The organism is Roseovarius sp. D22-M7, assembly GCF_037083785.1.
Lineage (GTDB): Bacteria > Pseudomonadota > Alphaproteobacteria > Rhodobacterales > Rhodobacteraceae > Roseovarius.
Genome location: NZ_JBAPKY010000015.1, coordinates 13,541 through 37,511 on the forward strand (window position 1 = coordinate 13,541; position 23,971 = coordinate 37,511).

Annotated in this window: 21 protein-coding genes, 1 tRNA gene and 1 pseudogene; 14 read left to right on the forward strand and 9 right to left on the reverse strand. The window is 62.8% G+C overall.

The window, feature by feature from the left end; translation table 11 throughout:
• Position 1: 1 nt before the first annotated feature.
• The 5 genes from V8324_RS08780 to V8324_RS08800 form a co-directional block, all read right to left on the reverse strand.
• Complete coding sequence (locus V8324_RS08780; protein ID WP_336419559.1) at positions 2-1,543, reverse strand: hypothetical protein; 1,542 nt, start codon at positions 1,541-1,543, stop codon at positions 2-4.
• Positions 1,544-1,643: 100 nt separating this feature from the next.
• Positions 1,644-2,633 (reverse strand): DEAD/DEAH box helicase family protein, encoded by a 990-nt coding sequence (locus V8324_RS08785; protein WP_336419560.1) that lies wholly within the window; start codon positions 2,631-2,633, stop codon positions 1,644-1,646.
• A 5-nt stretch (positions 2,634-2,638) separates the two neighbouring features.
• On the reverse strand, positions 2,639-4,411 hold the full coding sequence (locus V8324_RS08790) for a site-specific DNA-methyltransferase (RefSeq protein WP_336419561.1): 1,773 nt from the start codon (positions 4,409-4,411) through the stop codon (positions 2,639-2,641).
• 628 nt (positions 4,412-5,039) lie between these two features.
• On the reverse strand, positions 5,040-5,378 hold the full coding sequence (locus tag V8324_RS08795; RefSeq protein ID WP_336419562.1) for a hypothetical protein: 339 nt from the start codon (positions 5,376-5,378) through the stop codon (positions 5,040-5,042).
• Positions 5,378-6,235, reverse strand: a complete 858-nt coding sequence (locus V8324_RS08800; RefSeq protein ID WP_336419563.1) for a hypothetical protein — start codon at positions 6,233-6,235, stop codon at positions 5,378-5,380. The genes V8324_RS08795 and V8324_RS08800 overlap by 1 nt, the downstream gene beginning before the upstream one ends.
• A 167-nt stretch (positions 6,236-6,402) precedes the next feature.
• Between V8324_RS08800 and V8324_RS08805 the strand changes: the two genes are divergently transcribed.
• The 5 genes and pseudogenes from V8324_RS08805 to V8324_RS08825 all read left to right on the forward strand — a co-directional run.
• Positions 6,403-7,599, forward strand: a complete 1,197-nt coding sequence (locus tag V8324_RS08805) for a hypothetical protein (RefSeq protein WP_336419564.1) — start codon at positions 6,403-6,405, stop codon at positions 7,597-7,599.
• Entirely contained in the window at positions 7,596-8,192 is a 597-nt protein-coding gene (locus V8324_RS08810) for a hypothetical protein (protein WP_336419565.1), read from the forward strand. Before V8324_RS08805 ends, V8324_RS08810 begins: the two co-directional genes overlap by 4 nt.
• Positions 8,189-10,129 carry a type IV secretory system conjugative DNA transfer family protein gene (locus V8324_RS08815; RefSeq protein WP_336419566.1) on the forward strand — a complete coding sequence of 647 codons (1,941 nt, stop codon included), beginning with the start codon at positions 8,189-8,191 and terminating at the stop codon, positions 10,127-10,129. The genes V8324_RS08810 and V8324_RS08815 overlap by 4 nt, the downstream gene beginning before the upstream one ends.
• Before the next feature lie 259 nt (positions 10,130-10,388).
• Positions 10,389-10,706, forward strand: a complete 318-nt coding sequence (locus V8324_RS08820) for a hypothetical protein (RefSeq protein ID WP_336419567.1) — start codon at positions 10,389-10,391, stop codon at positions 10,704-10,706.
• A gap of 27 nt (positions 10,707-10,733) precedes the next feature.
• Positions 10,734-11,729: pseudogene (locus tag V8324_RS08825) on the forward strand (recombinase family protein); the annotation flags it as partial.
• Positions 11,730-11,750: 21 nt separating this feature from the next.
• On the opposite strand, the gene V8324_RS08830 reads toward V8324_RS08825, so the two are convergent.
• Together V8324_RS08830 and V8324_RS08835 are read right to left on the reverse strand one after the other, a co-directional pair.
• Positions 11,751-11,972 carry a hypothetical protein gene (locus V8324_RS08830; protein WP_336419568.1) on the reverse strand — a complete coding sequence of 74 codons (222 nt, stop codon included), beginning with the start codon at positions 11,970-11,972 and terminating at the stop codon, positions 11,751-11,753.
• A 304-nt stretch (positions 11,973-12,276) separates the two neighbouring features.
• Positions 12,277-12,351: transfer RNA gene (locus V8324_RS08835), tRNA-Thr, on the reverse strand.
• A gap of 271 nt (positions 12,352-12,622) precedes the next feature.
• Here V8324_RS08835 and murA point away from each other — a divergent pair.
• The 9 genes from murA (at position 12,623) to V8324_RS08885 (ending at position 22,452) form a co-directional block, all read left to right on the forward strand.
• A complete protein-coding gene (gene murA / locus V8324_RS08845; protein ID WP_336419570.1) occupies positions 12,623-13,891 on the forward strand; it encodes a UDP-N-acetylglucosamine 1-carboxyvinyltransferase in 1,269 nt (422 codons plus the stop codon).
• Positions 13,888-14,358 carry a DUF2948 family protein gene (locus V8324_RS08850; RefSeq protein ID WP_336419571.1) on the forward strand — a complete coding sequence of 157 codons (471 nt, stop codon included), beginning with the start codon at positions 13,888-13,890 and terminating at the stop codon, positions 14,356-14,358. The genes murA and V8324_RS08850 overlap by 4 nt, the downstream gene beginning before the upstream one ends.
• Before the next feature lie 106 nt (positions 14,359-14,464).
• Positions 14,465-15,766: a histidinol dehydrogenase gene (hisD, locus tag V8324_RS08855; RefSeq protein WP_336419572.1), complete on the forward strand. Its 1,302-nt coding sequence runs from the start codon at positions 14,465-14,467 to the stop codon at positions 15,764-15,766.
• A 144-nt stretch (positions 15,767-15,910) separates the two neighbouring features.
• Positions 15,911-16,957 (forward strand): rod shape-determining protein, encoded by a 1,047-nt coding sequence (locus V8324_RS08860; RefSeq protein WP_336419573.1) that lies wholly within the window; start codon positions 15,911-15,913, stop codon positions 16,955-16,957.
• A 33-nt stretch (positions 16,958-16,990) separates the two neighbouring features.
• Positions 16,991-17,908 carry a rod shape-determining protein MreC gene (gene mreC, locus V8324_RS08865; protein ID WP_336419574.1) on the forward strand — a complete coding sequence of 306 codons (918 nt, stop codon included), beginning with the start codon at positions 16,991-16,993 and terminating at the stop codon, positions 17,906-17,908.
• Positions 17,901-18,440: a rod shape-determining protein MreD gene (locus tag V8324_RS08870; protein WP_336419575.1), complete on the forward strand. Its 540-nt coding sequence runs from the start codon at positions 17,901-17,903 to the stop codon at positions 18,438-18,440. Before mreC ends, V8324_RS08870 begins: the two co-directional genes overlap by 8 nt.
• The gene (mrdA, locus tag V8324_RS08875; RefSeq protein ID WP_336419576.1) at positions 18,437-20,380 is read left to right on the forward strand and encodes a penicillin-binding protein 2; all 1,944 of its coding nucleotides are present in this window, start codon (positions 18,437-18,439) and stop codon (positions 20,378-20,380) included. The genes V8324_RS08870 and mrdA overlap by 4 nt, the downstream gene beginning before the upstream one ends.
• The gene (gene rodA, locus V8324_RS08880; protein ID WP_336419577.1) at positions 20,377-21,516 is read left to right on the forward strand and encodes a rod shape-determining protein RodA; all 1,140 of its coding nucleotides are present in this window, start codon (positions 20,377-20,379) and stop codon (positions 21,514-21,516) included. The genes mrdA and rodA overlap by 4 nt, the downstream gene beginning before the upstream one ends.
• A gap of 3 nt (positions 21,517-21,519) precedes the next feature.
• A complete protein-coding gene (locus tag V8324_RS08885; protein WP_336419578.1) occupies positions 21,520-22,452 on the forward strand; it encodes a 2-hydroxyacid dehydrogenase in 933 nt (310 codons plus the stop codon).
• 106 nt (positions 22,453-22,558) lie between these two features.
• Here V8324_RS08885 and V8324_RS08890 read toward each other — a convergent pair whose 3' ends face one another.
• Positions 22,559-23,353 (reverse strand): SseB family protein, encoded by a 795-nt coding sequence (locus V8324_RS08890; RefSeq protein ID WP_336419579.1) that lies wholly within the window; start codon positions 23,351-23,353, stop codon positions 22,559-22,561.
• The gene (locus V8324_RS08895; RefSeq protein WP_336419580.1) at positions 23,346-23,933 is read right to left on the reverse strand and encodes a uracil-DNA glycosylase family protein; all 588 of its coding nucleotides are present in this window, start codon (positions 23,931-23,933) and stop codon (positions 23,346-23,348) included. The genes V8324_RS08890 and V8324_RS08895 overlap by 8 nt, the downstream gene beginning before the upstream one ends.
• Positions 23,934-23,971 lie beyond the last annotated feature (38 nt).

Sequence of the window (23,971 nt, forward strand, 5' to 3'; positions counted from 1 at the left end):
ACTATCCACCGGATTCATCGTCGTTTTTAAGGAACTCGGGCAATTTCGCCCGCCATTCACTCATGAGGATCAGGGTTCCTTCAACCGTCTCACCAGTGTTCTGGACAAGCTCAAGCTCGCCGGCGGGTGTGGCGTTGTTCCAGGCGAAATGATCGGAGAGGAATGCCAGCACATCGCGCTTGTACGCGGTATCGAGGTTGTCGAGCTGATCACCCTTGGTCTCAAGGACAGTGATCTTCTTGGTTTCACCCGTGCTTTGGACGGCGAAGATGAAGTCGGGATAGATTTTGGCTTTCTTCCAACCCTGAATGCCATACTGGCTGCGCGCGACGTTGCGGTGCCACCAGGAGAGCGCCTGTTCCCCGTCGAGGTAAACCGCCACGTCTTGCTCATCCTTGTTGAGCTCGTTTTCGTAGACGGGCGCGAAGAGACTTTTCTCAAGCGGCCCGCCGGTCTTGCTGAGGAGCTGGCGGGCATTTTCCGGCTCGGTGGTCTCCGTCGTGTGAGGCATCCGCCAGTTGCGCCCGTCGAGACGCAAGCGGAACTGAATTCGGCCCGCCTGCACTTCGGCTTTGAAGAGCGCTTCAGATCGCGCCGCGCGGGCATTGTCCAACCCCCGCCGCAGCTCGGCGGTGATCAGGCTGGCAAACTGGCCGATCTTGGCCTCGTCAAAGCCGCGCGCGCGCAAGGCATCGAGGAGGCGTCCAACCACTTCCCGCCCGACAAACGGGTTAGGTAGAATGTCTGAGATCATACGCACGGCGTGCGCGGGATCGAAAATGAGTATTTCGGAATTGGCCGCGATTGTTTCGCCAACGAAGAGCTCGTCGCCGTCATCGGCCAAGCGGATACGCTGAAGCTGGCTCTCGGCAACTTGGGCGTTCTCAGGAATGCTGGCGGCTATAGGAGCGGGGTCGAACCCCCGCCAGTCGATGTTGGCTAGGATGTCGGTCTCGTAGTCGAGCTCGCGCGGATGGCCATCCTCGATGATCATCACTTTGGGCAGATAGATTTCCGTAGAAGCGAACGCGGGACGGCGCTTGATCTTGCGGGCAACCTTGGTCTGCCCGCCGCCGGTATCCTCCTGACTTACGCGCAGCACCAGATCGCCTAGCCCGTCCTGCTCAAGGCCGTCCTTGATGGCGGCAACAACGCTCGCTGTATCGGCATGATGGGTTACGACATGGCACTCATCGAGGGCCTCAACGCCTGTCTTCATGGCTCCGGGCTGGCGCAAGATGCGTCCGACAAGCTGGGTCATAGCCTTCTGATTGCTGCTCGCGGCCAAGGCGCAGAGCACATAGGCGAAGGGACAATCCCATCCTTCCTGAAGCGCCTGTTTGGTGATGATGACGCGGATGCGATTGGTCGGGGACAGGAGGTCTTGGTTTTCCGGCTGGGACAGATCGTTCTGTTCGGAGGTCTTGATGGCGATCTCGGCGGTGTCGAACCCTGCCGTGAGAAGCCAGTCCTTCACATCCTCGGCATGGATATGGTTGCTCTCGCGCTGATCCGCGCCCGTGCGCTCGACCTGCACCACCATGATGGGGCGGATATAGCGGCCGGTCTCGGCGCGAAAGCTCTTGGCGGAGCTGTCGAGGCTGCGGAGCTTGTCGAGCGCGGCGTTCAGGGTTGCCTTCCAGTCATTGCCCCTGCTTAGGATCGAGATTGAGGGGCATCTTGATCATGCCCTCGCGGTCGAGCTCGCGGCCTGTCACCTCAACCAGGACATTGGCATAGCGTCCGTCGCGGGGGTTGCGCCCCCCGCGCGGCTGCACGTCCTGCGGTGTGGCCGTCAGTTCCAGCACAAAGCACGGGTTGAAGCCGTAGAGCGTTTTGAAGGCCAAGTCAGAGATGGCGCGGTGGCCTTCATCGAGCACGACGACAGGGCGGATGATCCGCAGGGCGTTGCCCAGGGAATCCTTCACCATCGGGAACATGTCGTCATAGGCGGCAAGGTTCGGCGTGGCATCGAGCGCGGCCTTGTGGGCCTGCTGCTCGCCCTCGGGCGGAAAGAAGCCGTGCACGTCGCCGCGATCCTGAAACATCTTCAGCGAGTCCTGTGTCTCGCGATTGGCCGATTGAAGCATCAGAAGCATGACGCAGAGATTGGTCTCCACGTCGCGGGCATCGAGGCGGTCGGTCTTCTCCATGATCTTGACGCGCCCTGCGGCGGCGCGGTCGAGCGCCTGACGGTAGGGATGCTGGCGGTTCTTCAGGTGCTTCAAGGTCTGGGTGAAGATGGCCTCGTTGGGCACGATCCACAAAACGAAGCCCGTGTTGCGGTCGAGATAGCGCCCCATAATGCGCGAGACGGATGAAATGGCGAGCCAGGTCTTACCGCCTGCCGTGGGCACCTTCAGAACGGCGTTCGGCACGGGTCGGTCGCAGCCATCCATGCGCGGCGAAAAGGGAATGGCTGCGCGGGACGCAGGCAGCTTTCCCGTCGCGCCAAGGCTATCCCATGCTTCCTTGGCGAAGTCAGGAATGGCGAGGCCAAGATCGGGATCGGTGGCGGCGAGGGCGGCAATCTTGTCCGCCCTGCCCTTCTTCTCCTTCAGCGTATCGAGATAGACTTCGAGCGTCGAAAGCACGCGGTCCTGATAATCGAGTTGTCGGAAGCTCAGGCTCATGGGGCTCAGCTCCGGTCAATGCGGTAAAGCGCAAAGGGCAGCGGCACGAACTCAACGGGGATGTTCTGCTCGGCCAGCATCTTCTGACTTACATAGCGGGCGGGGGCGAAGACCATGTGCTTCACCTCGGGATCGCTCGCCGCGAAGTCGCGGGCACGTTTCAGGGTGAGTGCGGCGTCGGGGGATTTGAGCCAATCGAGCTCGGGTTTGTAGATGAGCCAGAAATGCTGGCCTTCGGTCGCGCCGAGATAGAACTCGTCCTCGCGCATCGCGGAGGGATCGAAGGCGCGGGCAGTGGCCATGTGGAAGAGGACGGAGCCAAGCCCCGCGAAGGATGGCAACGTTTCTCCACTGAGCACTTTGTCCAGCTCGACCGGATCGCCAAGCGTGCAATAGGTGAAGCTGCCGCCGAGTCCTTCGGCGCGTTCCTCGACGGCTTTCTCACCCGTGACGATCAGCTCGCCGTCTTTGACGGTCTTCTTGATAGCGTCGTATTCGTGGCCGTGCAGGTTCTCGATGCCTTCCACGGCATCGGTCAGCTGGTCGGCGTTCCTGAGCTTCGTCCAGGTCAGCTTTTCGCGCAGAAGCTCAGTACGCTGCGTGCCCGTGAAGGCATAACCGTTCATCACGCGCCGCACGCGTTCTGCGGTCAGACGGTCGGCATAGTCTTCCATCTCGACAAGGATGAAGCGACGGTTGCCACCATCGCGCTTATTGGCCTGCAGGACAGCCTGCGCTGTGGTTCCTGATCCTGCGAAGCTGTCGAGCACCAAGGCGTCTTCGTTGGGATGCTGCGCGATCAGGAACTCGATAAGGTCAGGTGGTTTAGGGAAGTCGAAGTCGCGGTTGCCCATGATTCGCTCGAAACCGGCGGTACCATCGCGCGTGAAAATCGGCATGTCGATGACGCTGGATGTGTTGGTGTGCTCGCCGAGGTCTGAGAGGAAGACCTTCTCGCGTGGGCGGCCAGTCGGTTCAGGAGGCCAAATGATGCGGTTTTCAACGATCATGCGCTGCATACGATCAGGGCCGTATCGCCAACCGCGCCCTGGACAACCATAATTTATACCTGTCTCGGGGTCTATGAGATCGAAGTGTAAATTTGGACGAGCCTCTTTGGAGGCCATTCCGACCATGTTCCCACTTGACCAAGGGCCACGGTCATCTTCATCGGGATTGTCGAAACTGGCACCGAGGCGCTGATCGCCTTGGATGCTTTTGCCAACGATGAGTATAAACTCGTGATCGTTGGATAGGCCGCTTTTGTTCCTGTTGTCTTTGTTCTGCCGAGATTTCCAAATGAATTGTCCAACGAAGTTTTCTGGCCCGAATATCTCAGAGACAAGCTGAACAAGCCGCGCGTTCTCGATGTCATCTATGGAAATGAAGAGCAAGCCGTCATCTTCTAGGAGCTCTCGAAGCATCCGCAGCCTCGGCCACATCATGGCGCACCATTTGTCGTGGCGAAGCCCGTCCTCGATTCCAATCGGGTTGGATTCCAACCATTCACGGATCATCGGGGCGTTGACGTTATCGTTGTAAGCCCATCCTTCGTTGCCGGTGTTGTAAGGCGGGTCGATGAAGATGCAATCCACTTTGCCCGCGTAGAGCGGCAGAAGCGCCTTCAGGGCGTGCAGGTTGTCGCCGTGGACCACCAGGTTGCCGTCGAGGGCGACGGAGCCTATCCCCTTGGCCTCGTCGGGCAAAAGCGGACGAAACGGCACAGCCAGATGGTGGTTGTAAACGAATTCTTTGCCTTTGAAATTCAGCCCGGTCACATTCTGCCTTGTTCAGTTTTGGCTTCACGTTAGCAGGCAGAGCTTGCGAGCGCACGTACAAACCTCTGGAATCGCGGGTCTGTCCACAGCCCGTTTCTTCAGCTTGGCGTGAAGGCCAGCGTGCATGGAACTGTGCAAGGTTGATCTGGATGAAGTCGCCTCCATGAAGTGGTCACGGGGGTATCGGGGGGTAGCAGGAACGCTCCCCTGATTGGGGGTGCAGCGACCAGACGGTGCGAGTGGGTTCAGGGGCGCGATGGCCCTTGGTCGATGGGGTGCAGGGGAGCGCCGAAGGCTCCCTTGCGAGTGGGTTTCAAGGGGCGGCGATACGGCCTTTGATCCATGGTTCGGTGCAGGTGGAGAGGGACGTCTCCAAGCCCTGCGAGTGTTTGACCGGCGATACGGTCTCCTGGCTCTGGAATGGGTTCAATGCCCTGGAAGAGCCACCAGCCGGAGGGATGCAACGGGAGCGCGCAGCGGGCTCCCTTGCCAAGATCGGTGCGATAGGGACTGCCACTGAAAATTTCCAGAAATTTTCAAAGTGGTAGTACCCGCACACATCTTGCGGACGCTCTTATTGGGATACCTTTTGACATTGCCAAGGGCGTGAAAATTCCCGACGAGCAAATCAATTGACAGAGGTGTTAAAAAAGCCAGAAGGGTACATTGCAGAGTCCAAGGCTTCGTAGATTTCGAAGTAGTTCTTGGAGAGAGCATGATCGATTGCAAGCCTGCCACCGGCGTCGCGCTCCCAAACGTCAAGCTCCTGTAAAGAGAGAAGATAAAGAAGTACGCGCCCTGAACCATAAAATGCACTCAGGTGTAGCGCGGGTTTACCTTCGTTGATAATGCCATGAATGCTAGGCAAGGCGCTGATTGCTTCTTTTAGCAGTACCAAGTTATCGCTCTTTATTGCTCGAACAAGCTGACCAGCATAGCTTTCTGTCGCATCTATCACATCAGACATCACAGATACCCCGAAGAGAGGTGTTGGAACGCATAATCGAAGACGGATTCATTCTCTTGACGAAATGATGCCTCCAACTCCCAAATCCCGTGACGGCTTTTTGTTTTAAGATGCTGTTCCAGGTCTCCGGACTGGTTATTGATAAAAACAACGCGCCCGAGCATAACGAACCTAAATAACTTTCGAGAGCTGACAAACGGATTTGACCCCAACTTTCCTTCAGTATTGCAAGCAAATACTGATCCTCTAATTGAGTCGTAGTCCTGGCTATTAGGATCCTCCGAGAGGTGCGGAACAAAGTACGCCCGCCAGATATGAGCATTCCCTCGGTACCATTCGGCGTCGCAGATGGCATGGTCCCTTCCGGTTTCTGGCCGAAGCGGAGCCAATAAAAGGTCTGCACATAGTACGCCCTCCACAGTTTCAGTTACCCTGAAAGCGCACTGGCTTCTTTTCTCCCCCGCACCGCGGACAGCCCTGAAGACAAACAGCGTACCATTATCGGCGAGTTTTTGACCTTCATCGCCGTCCTCCCAGACAAGAAAAATTTCCCGTAGACCGCGAGCAATTCTATTTTGCTCTTCAACTTTCAGAATTTGGCGGACTTGACCGCCAAATTCGCCAACAACGAGGCGGCGCACAAACCTGTCAATAAACCGGAAAGCGCCATCTTTTGGTTCAGTCCCACGATCAAGCCAGAATTCAAGATGTTGGCGCTTAAGCCAACCTTCTAGATCTTCGTTCTTGAAGCCAGGGTCTTTCTCACGACACGCGCCCAGAATGGCGTTCCAAAGCTTCGTCGATCCGAACTTCTGACCGGTCTCTTCCTCTTGCAGTGCGACGTATGCCTCGACCACTCGGCGGCATGTGCGCCGCCATGTAGGCGGATACCTGGTGTTCACGTCGATGCGTTGATCCATGAGATGCAAACGGGTTTTGCGTTTTTTTCTAGCCTGTTGAGCCAATCTTGGATGAAGACCGCCATTCTCAAACTGGCACAATTTCCACCGCGAGGCAAACAGCTATGCGCAAAATCGAACGGAAGCACCGACTACCAGAGTACCTTCGTGAAGAGGACGATAAGCTTGAGAAACTGAAGGAACTCGAAGGACTCAAGGACACCTATTCGTTCCTTTATAACCCGGTCATCATCTTCGCCATGCTCTGTGTGAGCTGGTACATGAGCTACACCGGCGTAGTGGCCGCTGCCTCGTTCCTAGATGAGCCAACCGCAGCTACGAAGCGACTCGCGGTCATCGTCACGCTGGCGGCTATGGGTGGGCAATACGCCTTGTGGCACATGGCACAGCGGCTCATCCCGCTTTTCGTCACGCGCGGCGCAGTCGGGATCGGCATTGGCGTCATCGCCTTTCTAATGACCTGCCTCGGCACGAGCTCGACCTACACTGGCTTTATCGGGCTTTCAGAGCAAAGCGCCCAACAGCATCACATCATCAATGAGGGTGAGCGGTATCCACCGCAGATCGAACTGATCGAAGCCCGGGGCGCAGCCCTTGAGGACATGCTGTTCTTCGTAGAGCCGCAGGCAAAAGCAGCATGTGTGCGCTACGAACAGGAGCTAAACTCCGGTGTGATTACGGGATCGCGAGGCAAAGGGCTGGTGACCGGTCAATTCCTTCGCATCTGCGAGGCGAAGGAAAGCATCGTCGAAAATCTCAAAGCAACAATTGCGCTCAATGACGAGCGGAGTGCAATCGTCGGTGGGCTGGTCGAGCAGATGGACGATGTCATCTACGATGTCAGTCGTCCAATGTATGAGCGCCTGCGTGCGTTTCTCGATTTGACGCGCAGTGTGGACGGCGTGCTGAAGGCCATTCGTCTGGATGACCGGACGGTTGCCGTCGAGGCCAGCTTTCAGGCGCTCGGCAACTCGGTCGCCTCCCTCGATGACGCGTCGAGTGGACTGCAATTGGCTCAAGCTCAGGTGATTGCGGGCATCGTCGTCGAAGAGCGCGAAGCTGCTTCCGCGATGACGTCGATGATTGACCATATCAAGTCGCGCTCGACCCCTGATTTCGAGCGGGCACGATTGCTCGACGCCCAGGAAGTCGTCATCCGTTATTGGGCGAAGAACATCACGAACTTGGCTTTGGTAATCGTGATCGACGGCTATCCGATCGTCTCGATGCTGCTGTTTTGGGCGGCGGCGCTCAGGGCACGGGAAGGCAATACTAACCAAGATGAGGAGATAGACGAATGATCGCGCTTAGGTGGTTCCAGCATGCCGTCGGATCGAGCATCGGCACCGTAATGGTCTACGTGTTTAGCGGGCTTTTGTGCGCCCTTGTGGTGACTTCGGTTGCCGAAGAGATACCAGAGCTCGCAGAGCTTATCCACGAAGTTCGCTGCATCATCGGCTTTCCCGCGGAAGGCGCGCGATGCATCAGCGATGAGATCGACTCATTGCGTGACTTGCAAGAAGAGACGGCACATAAGAACAGGGAACTCGAAGAGCGGCTGCAGGCGCAAGAGACGCGTGAGGAAGAACTCGCTGCGCTCAGCACCAAGGTTGAGAATTTCAGCTTGTTCGAAAGCGAGACGCTGGACTTCGGGGTGGTCACGACCGGGGTTCGCTTTGGCACCGTCCTGCGCCCCGAAGAATGGAGCCATGCGTGGTGCTACACCGACCGCACCGTCAGGGGGCTCGCGCGCCGTATCGCCGTTGGCGAGCAAGATGCGGGAAAGCCAATTGTTTGGCACCGCGTTAGCGATGCGGAGCTTCAGGACGCCGATCTGACCCGCGCACAGCTCGAACAGGCCCAAACGGCCTGCCACTTCCCGAAAACGCCGTGACCAAGCGGGGCGGAAATAAGCCTTCGATAGCGAGCAGGCTGCTTCTCATCACGGCGCTCGGCACGGTGCTGTGGCAGACCTACCCTGTCGTGTTGCAGTCGCGTCAAGCGCTGGAGTGGGGCGTCTATGCCTGGGGGATCGGGGCGTTTGTCTTTGCCGCCGGTCTTGGTGCCGTGCTGCGCGAAACCGGGGAGACGGTTTCGAATGCCTGGCTGACATTCCGCGCATGGAGACCAAAGCGCTCTGAGCATGACTCCGACTGGCTCACGTCAACCCAAGCCCGCAAGGCCGGGCTTGGGAGCGTCAGCGGGCTGTTCATCGGCATCCTTGATCGCCAGCCGCTTTTCATTACCGAGTTCGTCCACGCCCTTTGCGTTGCGCCGTCGCGCTCGGGCAAGACCACTTCGCTGATCATACCCGCGTTGCTGCACCCATCAGAGCATTCTCGTGTGGTGACGGATTTCGGCGGAGATGCCACGCAGCAATGCGCGGAGCGCATTCGCGCGCAAGGGCATGAGCTTATCACGCTCGACCCGGCTGGTCTGAGCGGAGAGACCGGCGGTTCCTACAACCCGCTGGACGTTGTTCTGAATGACCTGAAGCACGCACCGCAGGACGCGATGGCCGATTGCCGCTCGATCAGTATCGCGCTGCATGCCGGGCCGGTTGGCGGGCACGGCGATCCGTTCTGGCCGAACGGCACCCGAAAAATCCTCACTTGGGGGCTCGCGGCGCTGTGCGTCCTGCGCTTGGCCGACGAAGCCAATCTGCCGAACCTGTATCTCGTCCTCAGTGATGACGAGGCGTTGGAGCACCTGCTGCAAGAGTCCAGCGCCAGCGATGCCCTTGGCGGCGAGCTGGCGGCACTGGCCAAAAAAATTCTCTCAACATGGGATGCGACGCCGAAGATGTTCGAGCCGTTCCGAGAAGGAGCGCTGCAAAGCCTCGTGACCTTCGGCCCCAGCTCCCGGATTGCGCCGGTTGTTATGCATTCGAGCTTCGATCCCGCCGCCCTGAAATCCAGCCGGATCACGCTAACGCTGGCCTGCGATCCGAGCCGCATGGATCAATACGATGCCTGGCTCAAGGTTACGCTTTGGGCGATCATGAAATGCCTTGTCCGCGAGGGCACGAACAAGCGCGTCAATTTCCTGCTCGATGAGTTCACCAATTACCCTTTGAGCGGCCTGCCGGAGATGTTGACCGGGCTTGCCTCCAGCGGCGTTCATCTCGTCCTTGTGCTTCAGGAGCCCGCTGAGGTCGTGCGCGTGTACGGTCCGCACGCGCTCAAGACGATCCTGAGCCAGACCGATCTCAAGCTGTTTTTTGGCGCGTCGGGTGACACCGCCCGCATGCTGGAAAGCTGGTTGGGCGAAGAACAGGTCGTCACCGAAAGCTTCAATCTTGGCGGACACGCGCCCGCCCACTCGCTGGCTCGCGCGCGCCGCTCGCGAATGCTGGCGGCAAAAATTCGTGAACTGCCTGGGGACGAGACGCTGGCCATCATCCGCAACCTGCCGGTCGCACGTCTGGTGCGCGCCGGTTTCCATGAGGTTGAGCCGTGGAGGCAGCAGGTCACACCGAGCAAGCGCTTTGGCGGTAAGCGGTATCTGGGCAAGGTCAAGATGATCGTTCAAGGCCGCAAGGCCAGGGCCACGCGCGCAGGACGGCGTGGCTTTAAACGCACCCGCCGTCCTTTGATCCGCCCTCTGCTGGGGGCTTTGCGCTTTTTCATTCCCGGCCTGCCAGTCTTTGCGCTTGCTGGTGCTGTCTTGCTGGTCACGCAATTCGGCTGGCCGCATTTACTTTGGGAATACACTCGCTCGCACAGTTGGTGCCGCTACCTCGGCCCGCCTGTGATCGGGCAGAGTTTCGAGCTCACAGGCAGAGATCACTGTCCGATTATCATGCTGAAAAAAGGAGGAAATAGACCATGAAAGAGGCACAGAGCGCGCGCAAAATTTGCACGAAAAGTCGAAGGAGTGGTAAAATGATTTATGAGGGTCCGGGCAAGACGCAGGCCCGTAGTGGTCTGCACAGGAACATTGCCCAATATTCGGCCCATAATCCGGAGCGCGAGGACTGCGCGGGGCAACCGGAACATCATCAACCCAAAAAACCACGATCACACGCCAACTCGCGCGGCCAACGAGCCACGGAGACGGCAATAGCGGATACTCAGGGAGGAAAGACCTGATGGATGGTAATGACCGCAGCGCGCTGCAGCAGCATTTTGATGCCGCAGCAGGCAAAAAGAAGCTGAGCATCGATGTCGAACGCTATCAGCACTTGCTTGATAAGCCGGGCTTAAGCGCAGAGCAGAAAGACCAGTTCCTTGAGGCTCTCTGGAGCATCATCGTGGCCTTTGTTGACTATGGCTACAACGTCCATCCCGCTCAGGAAGTCTGTGGAAAAGACAAAAAAGCGCCCGAAGACCAGGACAAGAAGGCTACGGTTGCGCTAAACTCAGAGGAAAGTTCACCGATAACAGATGACTATGACGCGCCGCACTGATGAAGCGGTGCGGGAAAGGTAGGATTCATGCAAAAAATATTGCAGCAACAACAAGAAGGGCTCTCCGCGCTTATCTATTGCCGCGTCTCGTCCACCAAGCAGCGGATCGCGGGTAGCGGGCTTGAGAGCCAGGAGCAGCGCTGCCGCGCCTATGCCGAGCAGAAGGGCTATGACGTTGAGGCCGTCTTCCCTGATGATGTGTCCGGCGGCGGTGACTTCATGCAGCGGCCCGGCATGCGCGCCATGCTGGCCTATCTCGATGCGCAGGCCGGAAAGCCTTACGTCGTCATCTTCGATGACCTGAAACGCTTCGCGCGCGATACCGAGTTCCATATCAAGCTGCGCCGTGAGTTTGCCAGACGCGGCGCACTGGTTGAGTGCCTGAACTTCAAACTCGAAGATACGCCTGAAGGTGTGTTCATCGAGACGATCATGGCCGCGCAAGGCCAATTGGAGCGGGAACAAAACCGTCGCCAGGTGATCCAGAAGATGAAGGCGCGTGTCGAGAACGGATTCTGGGTCTTCAAGGCTCCTGTGGGCTACAGATACGTTGCAGCCAAAGGGGGCGGCGGCAAGGTCTTGGTGCCCGATGAGACGCTCGCGCCAATTGTGCGGGATGCGTTGGAAGGATATGCCACCGGCCGCTTCGTTTCTCAAGCCGAAGTACAGCGGTTCCTGGAGGGCAATCCGTTCTATCCAAAGGACCAGAAAGATGGCTCGATCCGTCCGATGACCATCACACGCCTGCTCAAGAAGGCGGTCTATGCCGGTTATGTCGAGGCTCCGAAATGGGGCGTCAGCCTCCGCCAAGGCCAGCACGAAGGGCTCATCAGTTTTGAGACCCATCAGCGCATTCTGGACAATCTGGAAGGCAAGAAGCGCGCGCCTGCGGCGCGTAAGGATTACAACGAAGACTTCCCGCTGCGCGGCTTCGTGGTGTGTGACTGCTGTGGTAACGCCATGACGGCCGCATGGTCCAAGGGCTGCCGCCGTCACTATCCGTATTACTTTTGTGTGACTCGCGGCTGCGAGGCCAAGAGCAAGTCAGTGCCGCGTGCGAAGATAGAAGCGGGCTTCGCTGACATCCTGAAAACGCTCCAGCCATCGCCACAGCTCTTCGCGATTGCCAAGGCGATGTTCCGCGACGCGTGGGACATGCGGCTTGGTCAGGCTGAGGCGCAGCGGGCGGAGTGGCAAAGTCAACTCAAAGCCGCTGAGAAGCAGATCGAAGACCTGCTGGACCGTATCATTGATGCCAAAAGCCAAAGCGTTGTTGCGGCCTACGAGAAGCGGTTGGCCAAGCTGGAGCGCGAGAAAATTGTGCTGGCTGAACGTGCTTCCAAAACGGTGCCGCCGAAGGGACGCCTGGAGGAATGTATCGAACTCACCCTAAAATTCTTGGCAAGTCCTTGGAAAATATACGAAAAAGGTGACTCTGCATTGCGTCAAACAGTGCTCAAATTGGCCTTTGTGGAGCCACTTCGGTACAGTCCGGAAGGGGTGTATCGAACTCCCGATTTAGCCTTTCCTTTCAAGGCGTTAGCGGGATTTTCAACGTCAAAAAGCGAGGTGGTGCTGCTGGAGAGAATCGAACTCTCGACCTCTCCCTTACCAAGGGAGTGCTCTACCTCTGAGCTACAGCAGCATGTCAGGGTTGCTGGTTAGACACTTCACAAAACGGGTGCAAGGGGGAACTGGACGGTTTTTCGCCGCTGTTGTAGGACTCGTCGGATGACGAGGAAAACGACATCGAAGACGGGCGCGGCCACGAGCCCGAGCCGCGAGGACAGGCTCAAATCGGCATTGAAGTCCAATCTCGCACGGCGTAAGGCACAGGTTCGCGCGCGACGTGACACCGAGGCGGGCCGCGATACCCCCGCAGACACCCCCACCGAAAAGAACAAGGACTAGCGCGGATGGATTCGATCGTCGTCACCGGCAACGGCCCCCTCAGGGGACAGATCCCGATTGCCGGAGCCAAGAACGCCTGCCTGACGCTGATGCCTGCGACCCTGCTCAGCGACGAGCCTCTGACGCTGACCAACGCGCCGCGCCTGTCGGATATCGCGATGATGGGCACGCTGCTGCAATCGCTTGGTGCCGAAGTGGCGCAGATGCAGGGCGGCAAGGTGCTGGCGCTGTCGTCCCACGCGCTCGACAATCACGTCGCCGACTACGACATCGTGCGCAAGATGCGCGCCTCGATCCTGGTGCTGGGGCCGATGCTGGCGCGCGACGGGCATGCCGTCGTGTCGCTGCCCGGCGGCTGTGCGATCGGCGCGCGCCCCGTCGATCTGCACCTGCGCGCGCTCGAGGCCCTGGGCGCCGAGCTCGACCTGCGCGACGGTTACGTGCACGCCAAGGCGCCCGGCGGGCTGCGCGGCGGCACGTTCGAATTTCCCCTCGTCTCCGTCGGGGCTACGGAAAACGCGCTGATGGCGGCGACGCTGGCCCGCGGGACGACCGTGCTGAAGAACGCCGCGCGCGAGCCCGAGATCGCGGACCTGGCGCGCTGCCTGCGCAAGATGGGCGCACGGATCGAGGGCGAAGGCACCAGCACCCTGACCATCGAGGGCGTCGCCCGGTTGGGCGGGGCCACGCATGCGGTGGTGCCCGACCGGATCGAGTTGGGCACCTACATGATCGCGCCGGCGATCTGCGGCGGCGAGGTCGAATGCCTCGGCGGGCGCATCGACCTGGTGCAGGCGTTCTGCGACGCGCTCGACCGCGCCGGCATCACCGTCGCGGAGACCGAGGCCGGGCTGAAGGTGACGCGCGGCGACGGTCCGGTGCGGGCGACCGACGTGGCGACCGAGCCGTTTCCGGGCTTTCCCACCGACCTGCAGGCGCAGATGATGGCGCTGATGTGCACCGCCGAGGGCACCTCCCTGCTGGAAGAGCGGATTTTCGAGAACCGCTTCATGCATGCGCCCGAGCTGATGCGCATGGGCGCCAGGATCGACGTCCAGGGCGGTACCGCGACGGTCACCGGGGTTGACCGGCTGAAGGGCGCGCCGGTGATGGCCACCGATCTGCGCGCCTCGGTGTCGCTGATCCTCGCCGGGCTGGCCGCCGAGGGCGAGACCACGGTTCACCGGGTCTATCATCTCGACCGAGGCTATGAGAGCGTCGAGGAAAAGCTGAGAAATGTCGGCGCGAAGATCGAGAGGATCAGCGGCCAATGACGGATGACGCAGCGTTCGAGGACGGGCGCGAGACGCCCCTTTACCTCGGGGCGTTCGATACCGAGGATCTGCAGATCATCTCGAGCCTCGCGCAGGATGCGGTGTTTCCGATCACCGAGATGACCTGGCGCGCGGGCGAACGGCGCTTCGCGCTGCTGCTCAACCGCTTCCGCTGGGAAGATCGGGCGCGTGCGCGCCAGGACCCCGAGCGGGTGCAGTCGCTGCTGGTCATCGACAACGTGCTGGGCGTGGCAAGTCAGGGGATAGATCGAAGCGACCGCGACACCGTCCTGTCGCTGCTGTCGGTGGCGTTCGAGCCTACCGGCGACGGCACCGGGCACGTCCTGCTGACGCTTGCCGGCGATGGCGCGATCCGGCTGGAGATCGAGGCGCTCGAGGTGACGCTGAAGGATGTCACCCGCCCCTACAGGGCCCCCTCGGGCAAGATGCCGCGCCACGACACCTGAAGCGCCGGCGGCGAGTGTGGATGCAGTCGGGTATTTTCGCCAAGACGACGCCCGGGGCTTGAGGCGGCCTCGCGCCGCCGCTATCTCCTCGCGCAAAGGAGCCGCCATGCCCATCACCCTCGATGCCGCCTCGCCCGATTTCGAAACCCGTTTCAACGCCCTTCTGGGGGCCAAGCGCGAAGAGACGCCCGACGTGGACGACACCGTGGGGGCGATCATCGCCGATGTGTGCGCGCGCGGCGACGCCGCAGTGATCGAACTGACCTCGAAATTCGACCGGCTCGACCTGACACCAGAGACCCTTCGGTTTTCATCCGCCGAACTGGACGCATTGGTAGCGCAGGTGCCCGATGCGGAGCGTGCGGCGCTGGAGCTGGCAGCCGCGCGGATCGGCGACTATCACGCGCGCCAGATGCCCGCCGATGAAAGCTGGACCGAGGAGAGCGGCGCGACGCTTGGCTGGCGCTGGACGCCGGTGTCGGCCGCGGGGCTTTATGTGCCCGGCGGTCTGGCCTCCTACCCGTCCTCGGTGTTGATGAACGCGATCCCCGCGAAGGTGGCCGGGGTGGAACGTCTGGCGATCACCGTGCCAACCCCCGACGGCCGCGCCAACCCCGCGGTGCTGCTGGCCGCGAAGATCGCCGGCGTCGACGAGATCTACCGCATCGGCGGCGCGCAGGCGATCGCGGCGCTCGCCTACGGGACCGAGACGATCGCGCCGGTGGACATGATCACCGGCCCCGGCAACGCCTTCGTCGCCGCCGCCAAGCGCCGGGTCTTCGGCCGCGTCGGGATCGACATGATCGCCGGCCCGTCCGAGATCCTGGTGATCGCCGACAAGGGCCAGAACCCCGACTGGATCGCGCTCGACATGCTCAGCCAGGCCGAGCATGACGAAAGCGCGCAGGCGGTGCTGATCACCGATGACGCGGGGCTTGCCGCCGATGTCGCCACCGAAATCGACCTCCGCCTGCAGACGCTGGACCGCCGCGCCATCGCCGGGGCCAGCTGGCGGGATTTCGGCGCGATCATCACCGTGCCGGATCTCGACACCGCGGCCGCGCTCAGCAACCGCATCGCGCCCGAGCATCTGGAACTTTGTGTCGACGACCCCGACGCGTTGTCCGATAAGATCACCCATGCCGGGGCGATCTTTCTCGGCGCATGGACGCCCGAGGCGATCGGCGATTATGTCGGCGGGCCGAACCACGTGCTGCCCACGGCGCGCTCGGCGCGGTTCTCGTCCGGGTTGTCGGTGATGAATTTCCTCAAGCGCACGACGCTGGCCAAGATGACGCCGCAGGCGCTGCGCGCCATCGGCCCCGCCGCCGAAACGCTGGCCCGCGCGGAAAGCCTCGAGGCGCATGGGCTGTCGGTGCGCGCACGGCTCGATCATCTCAACGGCTGAGGCGCTCTGCCGCCGGCGAGTTGGCGCTGAGGGTTCTGAAAACAATCCCTTTCGCAGCCGTCGGCCGACACCTATAAGGGCGGACAGCCCCATGGCGGCGAGTCGCGGGGCGTTTTTTCATTTGGCGACAGGACGCAAGCGTGTATGGCGATCTTTGACAGAATTCCCAGCCTCTTCTCATCGGACATGGCGATCGATCTGGGAACGGCGAACACGCTGGTCTATGTCAAGGGTCGCGGGATCATACTCAACGAGCCGTCGGTCGTGGCCTACCACGTCAAGGACGGGGTGAAGAAGGTCCTCGCGGTCGGCGAGGACGCCAAGCTGATGCTGGGCCGCACGCCCGGCAGCATCGAGGCGATCCGCCCGATGCGCGAAGGCGTGATCGCGGATTTCGACACCGCCGAGGAGATGATCAAGCATTTCATCCGCAAGGTGCACAAGCGCTCGACCTTCTCCAAGCCCAAGATCATCGTCTGCGTCCCGCACGGCGCCACGCCGGTGGAAAAGCGCGCGATCCGCCAGTCGGTGCTGTCGGCCGGCGCGCGGCGCGCGGGCCTTATCGCCGAACCGATCGCGGCGGCCATCGGCGCGGGCATGCCGATCACCGATCCCACCGGCAACATGGTCGTCGATATCGGCGGAGGCACCTGCGAGGTCGCGGTGCTCAGCCTTGGCGACATCGTCTATGCGCGGTCTGTCCGGGTGGGCGGCGACCGCATGGACGAGGCGATCATCAACTACCTGCGCCGCCAGCAGAACCTGCTGATCGGCGAGGCAACGGCGGAACGCATCAAGACGACGATCGGCACGGCGCGGATGCCCGATGACGGGCGCGGCACCTCGATCCAGGTGCGCGGGCGCGACCTTCTGAACGGCGTTCCGAAAGAGACCGAGATCAGTCAGGCACAGGTGGCCGAGGCGCTGGCCGAGACGGTGCAGCAGATCACCGAGGCGGTGATGACCGCGCTCGAGGCGACGCCGCCCGATCTGGCCGCCGACATCGTCGATCGCGGCGTGATGCTGACCGGCGGGGGGGCGCTCTTGGGCGATCTCGATCTCGCGCTGCGCGAACAGACCGGGCTGGCCGTGTCGATCGCCGACAACAGCCTGCATTGCGTGGCGCTCGGAACCGGCAAGACCCTTGAGTTTGAAAAGCAGTTGCGCCATGCCATTGATTACGAAAGCTGACACGCCCGGCGTGTGATGTGATACGAGGGTCTCGTGGCACGCGATCGCGGACAGAGCGAAGATTACAGTGGCCCGTTCAAGCGTCTGCTTCTGGGGTTGCTAATGCTGTGCCTGCTGGGTCTGTTCCTCTTCTGGCGGATCGACAGCCCGCGGGTCGAGCGGTTCCGCGCGCAGGTGGTTGACCGGGTCGTGCCCTCGTTCGACTGGGCGATGGCGCCGGTCACCGGGGCCGTGAACATCCTGCGCGATTTCCAGAGCTATCAGCGCATGTACCAGCAGAATCAGGATCTGCGCCGCGAATTGCAGCAGATGAAGGCCTGGAAAGAGGCGGCGCTGCAACTCGAACAGGAGAATGCAAGACTGCTCGATCTCAACAATGTGCAGCTCGACCCCAGGCTGACCTACGTGACGGGCGTGGTGATGGCCGATAGCGGCTCGCCCTTCCGGCAATCGGTGCTGATCAACGTTGGGGCGCGCGACGGCATCATGGATGGCTGGGCGGCGATGGACGGGCTGGGACTCGTCGGGCGGATCTCGGGCGTCGGGCCCAACACCGCGCGGGTGCTGCTTCTGACCGACACCTCCAGCCGCATCCCGGTGACCACCCAGCCCTCGGGACAGCGCGCGCTGGTGATCGGCGACAATTCCGTGGCCCCCTTGCTGGATTTCATCGAGACCCCCGACCAGGTGCGCGCAGGCGACCGGGTGCTGACTTCGGGCGATGGCGACGTGTTTCCCGCGGGCCTGCTGGTCGGGCAGGTGATCGAGGATCGGGGCGGGCGCATGCGGGTGCGCATCGCCGCGGATTACGAGCGGCTGGAGTTCCTGCGCGTGCTGCGCAGCTACCGCAACGACCGGATCGACGATCCCGGCGCACTGATCGCCCCCGGTGCCGGTCCGGGGCCGCGGGCCGCGGATCAGGCGAACGCAGCGAGAGCCGGCGATGAGTGACAGGCGTCTTCCCAGGGCCTCGCTGATGTGCACCTTCTATGTCGGGCTGAGCCTGGCCATAGTGTTCTGCCGCCTGCTACCGATCAGCACGCTGCCGCCCAGCTGGGCGGGGCCCGACCTGTGGCTGGCGCTGACCTTCGCGTTCGCCGCGCGGCGGCCCGATTACGTGCCGATCCTGCTGGTCGCGGTCCTGGCTCTCGGCATGGACCTGCTGCTGCAACGCCCGCCCGGCCTCTGGGCGGCGCTGACCGTGCTGGGGGTCGAAACCCTGCGCGCCCGCGCGCCCGCGCTGCGCGACCTGACGTTCCTTTCGGAATGGGCGGCGGTCGCCAGCACCCTGGTGATCATGACGCTGTCCTACCGGATCCTGCTCACGGTCCTCGCCGTCGATCAGGCACCGCTCGGGCTCGGCCTGATGCAGCTTCTGTCGACGCTGCTGGTCTATCCGGCGGTCGCGCTTGTGGCACATGGCGTGCTCGGCGTGCGCAAGCGCGCGCCCGGCGACATCGAACCCGCACGGGGCCGGATATGAGGCGCCCGGTGCGCGACACCGCCGAAAGCCAGCGCGGGATCACCCGGCGCGGCCTGATCCTGGGCGGCGTGCAGGCCGGGGTGATGACGGCGCTGGCACTGCGCATGCGGCACCTGCAACTGGAACAGGCCGATCAGTACCGCCTGCTCGCCGACGAGAACCGTATCAACATCCAGCTTCTGCCGCCGGCGCGCGGCCGTATCTTCGACCGCGCGGGCCGGGTCATTGCCGAGAACGTGCCAAGCTACCGCATCACCATGATCCGCGAACAGGCCGGCGACGTGGATGCCGTCATCGCCCGCCTCGCCCGGCTTCTGGATCTCGACGCGGGCGCGCTGGAAAAGGCGCGGCGGGAGCTGCGCGACCTGCGCGGCGACACCGCCGTGACGATCGCCGACCGCGTCAGCTGGGAAGAGATCAGCCGCGTCGCCGTCAACGCCCCCGCCCTGCCCGGCATCATGCCCGAGGTCGGTCTGTCGCGCCACTATCCGCTGCGCGGCGACTATGCCCATGTCGTCGGCTATGTCGGCGCGCCGAACGAAAAGGATCTCGAGAAGATCGACGCGCCCGAGGCGCTGTTGCGCCTGCCGCGATTCCAGGTCGGAAAGATCGGGCTCGAGGCCCGTCTCGAGGGCGTGCTGCGCGGCACCGCCGGCACCCGCCGCGTCGAGGTGAACGCTGCCGGCCGCGTCATGCGAGAGCTCGACCGCCAGGAAGGCGTGCCGGGCACCGATCTGCAACTGACCCTCGACAACGCCCTGCAAAGCTACACCCATGCCCGCCTCAAGGGCGAGAGCGCATCGGCGGTGGTCATCGACTGCGAAAGCGGCGATCTCCTGGTCAGTGCCTCGGCGCCCAGCTATGATCCCAACCTCTTCGTGCGCGGCATTTCCGTCGCCAACTACCGCGCGCTTCTGGAAAACGAGTATCGACCGCTGCCCAACAAGGCGGTGCAGGGCACCTATCCGCCCGGCTCGACCTTCAAGATGGTCACCGCGCTCGCTGCCCTCGAGGCCGGCGAGATCGACTTTGCCGAGACGGTCTGGTGCCCCGGCCACAAGGAGATCAGCGGCCGCCGTTTTCATTGCTGGAAGCGCGGCGGGCACGGCAACATGGACCTGCACAAGGCGCTGCGCGAAAGCTGCGATGTCTATTTCTACGAACTCGCGGTGCGCACAGGGATCGAGGCCATCACCGCGATGGCCGAACGCCTCGGGCTCGGTACCGGGTTCGATCTGCCGATGTCGAGCGTGGCCAGCGGATTGACACCGACCCGCGAATGGAAACTCGCCAATCGCGGCGAGGCATGGATGGTGGGCGACAGCGTCAACGCGTCCATCGGCCAGGGCTTCGTGCTGACCTCGCCGCTGCAACTGGCGGTGATGACCGCGCGGCTGGCGACCTCGCGACAGGTCACGCCGCGCATGGTTAAATCCATCGACGGCGTCGAACAGCCAAGCGGGCGCGGCAACGACCTGGGCCTCAACGAAAACCACCTCCGCGAGGTGCGCCGCGCGATGTACGCGGTCAGCAACAGCAATCGCGGCACCGCCTATGGCAGCCGGATCGTCGAAGAGGCTTTCCGCATGGCCGGCAAGACCGGCACCAGCCAGGTGCGCAACATCTCCTCGGGCGAGCGCGCGACGGGCGTGGTGCGCAACCGCGACCTGCCGCGCACGCAGCGCGACCATGCCCTGTTCGTCGATTTCGCACCTTTTGATTCCCCGAAATACGCGGTCGCCGTGGTGGTCGAGCATGGCGGCGGCGGCTCGACCGCGGCGGCCCCGATTGCGCGCGACATCACCTTGCAGGCGCTTTACGGCGGCGATCCGCCGCTCGCGGCCTATCCCGCCCGGGACCGCCCGCGCATCCGCACCCAGCAGGAAGAGCTGCAGCGCGACTATAGCCGGCCCGACCGCGACGAGAGCGATCGCGCATGAGCTATCTCGAACATACCGTCAAGACGACGCCGAGCGGGCCGCGAAAGATCCTGTTTCTCGACTGGCCCCTTGTCGTGCTGCTGCTCACTGTCGCCTCCATCGGGTTCCTGATGCTCTATTCGGTGGCCGGCGGCAACGTCGCGGTCTGGACGGAACCGCAGATGAAACGCTTCGCGCTCGGCCTCGTGCTGATGTTCGCCATCGCCATGGTGCCCGCCTGGTTCTGGCGCAACGTCTCGCTGCTGGCCTACCTGGTATCCCTGGCGCTGCTTCTGGCGGTGATGCTCGTCGGGGTCGAGGGCAAGGGCGCGCAGCGCTGGCTCGATCTGGGCGGGTTTCGCCTGCAACCCTCGGAACTCATGAAGATCACGCTGATCATGGTGCTGGCGGCCTATTACGACTGGCTGCCGGCATCGCGCGTCTCGCGCCCGATCTGGGTGCTGATCCCCGTTGCCTTCATCCTTGCGCCCGTCGCCATGGTGCTGCGCCAACCCGATCTCGGCACCTCGATCCTGCTGTTGCTGGGCGGCGGCATGCTGATGTTCGTGGCGGGCGTGCACTGGGCCTATTTCGCGGTGGTGATCGTCGGGGCCGGCACGCTGGTCGCCGTGGTCATGCAAAGCCGCGGCACCGACTGGCAGATCCTCGAGAACTACCAGTTCCGCCGGATCGACACCTTTCTGAATCCTGAAAGCGACCCGCTCGGCGCGGGCTATCACATCACCCAGTCCAAGATCGCCCTCGGCTCGGGCGGCTGGACCGGGCGCGGTTTCATGCAGGGTACGCAATCGCGGCTGAACTTCCTGCCCGAAAAGCACACCGATTTCATCTTCGTGACCCTTGCCGAGGAATTCGGCTTCATCGGCGGCATCACGATCCTCGGGCTCTACGCGCTGATCCTGGTGTTCTGCATCCTCGCGGCGCTCGCGAATCGCGACAGGTTTTCCTCGCTTTTGATCCTTGGTATCGCTGGCACGTTCTTTCTTTTCTTCGCCGTCAACATGGCGATGGTCACCGGGCTGCTGCCGGTGGTGGGCGTGCCGCTGCCACTGGTCAGCTATGGCGGGTCCGCCATGCTGGTCCTGATGATCGGTTTCGGCCTTGTGCAAAGCGCGAATGTCCACAGACCAAGGTGACCCATGACCGTCAACGTCCTCTTCGCCGCGCGCCCCGATCACTGGCGCACCTACGAGACCCCGCTGAAACGGGCGCTTGCCGAGGCGGGCGTAGACGTCAACGTGGTGACCGAGGCCCCGCCGGATCAGGTCGATTACATCGTCTACGCGCCCAACAGCGAGGTGCAGGATTTCACGCCCTATACCCGCGCCAAGGCGGTGCTGAACCTCTGGGCGGGGGTCGAGAACATCGTCGGCAATCCGACCCTGAAGATCCCGCTGGCGCGGATGGTCGATCACGGGCTGACGCAAGGCATGGTGGAATGGGTCACCGGCCACGTGCTGCGCCATCATCTGGGGATGGATCGCCACATCCTGGGGCAGGACGGCGAATGGCGCGCCGAGGCGCCGCCGCTGGCCCACCAGCGGCGCGTCACGGTGCTGGGGCTGGGCGCGCTCGGTCAGGCCTGCGCGCAGATGCTGGTGCAGCTGGGATTCCCCGTCACCGGGTGGAGCCGCCGCCCCAAGGACATTGCGGGATTGACCTGCCTTGCAGGCGACGATGGCCTCGAGGCGGCGCTGCGCACCGCCGATATCCTGGTGCTTCTGCTGCCGCTCACGGACGAGACCGAGAACCTGCTCGACGCCCGCACGCTGGCGCTGCTGCCCGAAGGCGCGATGATCGTGAACCCCGGCCGCGGTCCGCTGATCGACGACGACGCGCTGATCGACGCCCTCGATCGCGGCCATGTCGCACATGCGACGCTGGATGTCTTCCGGCAGGAGCCGCTGCCCCCCGAGCATCCTTTCTGGGCGCATCCGCGGGTCACCGTGACCCCGCATATCGCGTCGGAAACACGCCCCGATACTGCCGCGCAGGTGATCGCCGAAAACATCCGCCGCGGCGAGGCCGGCGAGCCGTTCCTGCACCTCGTGGACCGCGAAAGCGGCTACTGACGCGCGACCCTATCCACCGCCATCTTTCCCCCCGTCCTCGGGCTCGTCCCGAGGATTTCCGCCATCCCGGAAGATCCCCGCCTGCGCGAGGACACCCCACCTGCCGCTACCGCAACTTCGGCGGCCGGTCGGGGTCCGAACCGGGGGCCTCACGTTGTTCCGGCTCGGGTGGCTCGGGCAGATCGAAGCGCAGACCACAACTTGCCAGCCGCGCCGCGACCGGGTCAGAGGCCTCGACGAACGCCACGTCGAGCGCCGCGGCCTCGAGCCCGGAAAAGATCAGCACTTCGGACACGGCGCGGGCCAGCGCGCCCTGCGCGCCCGGATCGGCCCCGACAAAGCCCAGCATGTGCCCCTGCGCACCGGTGTCGTAGGTCACCCCCACCAGGTAGGCCATGCGCGCCAGCCCCGTCATCGTCGCCAGCCGCGCGTCGAGGGCCGTCAGGAACGCCTCCGGCAAGCCCCTGGGCGCGCTGAGAGTTTCGGGTTTCGCCTCGATCTCGGCCGGGGCTTCGGACAGGGTGTCGGCCAGCCACGCGACCGCCTCGGGCGGCAGCAGGATCGCCGACGGCGCCACGTCGAGATTGACACCCAGCCCCACGCCCTGGCCCGCCAGCATCGCCGCGATGCTGCGCCCGGTCAGCGCGGCATAGGGCACCGCGCGACCGGCGAACTGCGCCAGACGGTCCTCGCGGTCGAAGACCAGCACGAAGGACTGATCGCCCAGCTCGAACACATCCGGATCAAGCTGGTCGCCTTGCGCCTCGGACTTCAGCATCAGGTAAAGCTCGCTCGCCGCGAGCGTGTCGTAAAAGCGCAGCCGCGCCTGCGTGTCGTCGGGCGCCGCCTCCATCGCGGCATGCACCGCGTCCAGTCGTGTGTCGAGCCGTGTCTCATCCATCCGTCATCACCCTTCGCACCTGGTCGCGTAATGCGGGCAGCACCTCGGCCTCGAACCACGGATTTTTCCTCAGCCACGCGGTATTGCGCCACGACGGGTGCGGCAAGGCGAAAACCGACGGTGCGCGGTCGCGCCACGCCGCCACTGTTTCGGTCACGCCGGCGCCCACACGCAGATGGTATTTCTGCGCATAGCCCCCGACAAGCACGGTCAGCGCGACGTTGTCCAACTCCCGCATCACCCGGTCATGCCAGGTATGGCGACAGATCGGCGGCGGCGGCAGGTCGGAACCCTTGGCGTCATAGCCCGGAAAGCAGAAGGCCATCGGCACGATCGCCACGCGCGAGGTGTCATAGAAGGCGGCACGGTCCAAGCCCAGCCAGTCGCGCAGCCTGTCACCAGAGGCGTCGTCGAACGGCACACCCGACCGGTGCACACGCATCCCCGGCGCCTGCCCGGCGATCAGCATCCGCGCCGAGGGCTGGAACCACGCTACCGGGCGCGGCGCATGCGCGGTGTGGGTTTCCGCGAACCGCCAGGCGCAGAGGCGGCAGGCGCCGATCTCATGCGTCAGGGTCATCCGGGTTTGTACCGAACAAGGGTCGGTTTCGTACAGAT